1 protein-coding gene is annotated in these 1,347 nt (G+C 70.0%); it reads right to left on the minus strand.

All coding sequences use genetic code 11. The annotated features are described in order from the left end of the window. Positions 1-22: 22 nt before the first annotated feature. On the minus strand, positions 23-1,105 hold the full coding sequence (locus ACFY3V_RS39665) for an IS110 family transposase (RefSeq protein ID WP_389780472.1): 1,083 nt from the start codon (positions 1,103-1,105) through the stop codon (positions 23-25). Positions 1,106-1,347: the final 242 nt, after the last annotated feature.

Raw genomic sequence — 1,347 nt, forward strand, 5'->3', positions numbered from 1 at the left:
CGCTCCGATGCTCCTATGTTTGTCAAGCGGCGACGCGAAGATCGTTGCTCGTGGTGTTTGGGCTGGTGAGGACTTTGAAGAGCTCTCGGGCGACATAGCGTTTGAGGCAGCGGATGATCTCTTTCTTGGACTTGCCCTCTGCCGTGCGGCGGGTGACGTAGGCGCGGGTGCGGGGGCACCAGGCCATGCGGGCGAGCACGATGAGGTAGAGGGCACGGTTGGCCTGGCGGTCTCCTCCGCGCGAGAGCCGATGCCGGGTGGTCTTGCCGCTGGAGGCGGGAATCGGGGCGACGCCGCACAGGGCGGCGAAGGCCGCTGAGGAGGTGAGCCGGTCGGGGTTGTCGCCGCAGGTGATCAGCAGCTGGGCGGCGGTCTCGGGCCCGACGCCGTGCACGGCTAAAAGCTCCGGGCGGGCCTGGGCGACCAGGGCCGCCAGGTGGGCATCGAGATCTTTGATCTCGGCGGTCAGGGCCTGGTAGCGGCGGGCCAGGCTGCGCAGGGCAAGCTTGGTGCCCTGGAGGGGGTCGGCGAGGTCTGCGGCCGGGCGCAGCCGCGCGCAGGCGGCGGCCAGCGCTTGGGCTGACGTGCTGGCCATCCGCTCGCGCAGCTCGGCGGGCGCGGTGACCAGCAGGCTGCGCAGCTCGTTGATGCAGGCGGTGCGGGCCTTGATCGCGCCCGAGCGGGCCAGGTGCACGGCCCGGATCGACTCGGCGATCCCGTCACCGCCCTTGGGCAGCGCGCGAGCTCGGCCGGCCAGCACGGCGTCGGCTGCCGCGTAGGCGTCCAGCGGGTCGGACTTGCCCAGATTGCGGCGCTGACGCCGGTCGGGCCGGTTCACCTCGACCACGTGCACGCCATGGCCGCGCAGATACCGGGCCAGGCCGGCACCGTAGGACCCAGTGCCCTCAACCCCGACGGCGTGCAGCCGCCCATACGAGCGCATCCACACCAACAACTGTGCGTATCCGTCGGCGGTGGCGGGGAACTGGGCGTCGGCGATCCGGCCACCGTTCATCAACTCCACCGCGGCGTGGTGGGTGTCGGCGTGGGTGTCGACTCCGCCCACGATCCGCCGCTTCTTCGGCTTCTTGCCGCCTCGTGCCATCCTGGACCTGCCACCTTCGTCTGAGGGAACGACTGAGGTGGCACGCGCCGGGCCGGTGAGCGGACAGACCAGTGACGGGACCTATTGCCAGGCTCCTATCAAGTCACGGGCACCGGCTCGGGGCGCGCCCTGCAGACGCCCCAGTGGAGCCGACAGATCGGAGCAAAGACACTCACTGTCGAGGCCAGGGTTTGATTGAGTCAGACCCCACCAGGAACGCCTGCCCTTCTAGTCTCACTGGG

It is taken from the genome of Streptosporangium sp. NPDC000095, from assembly GCF_042899335.1.
In the GTDB taxonomy this organism is placed as follows: Bacteria; Actinomycetota; Actinomycetes; order Streptosporangiales; family Streptosporangiaceae; genus Streptosporangium.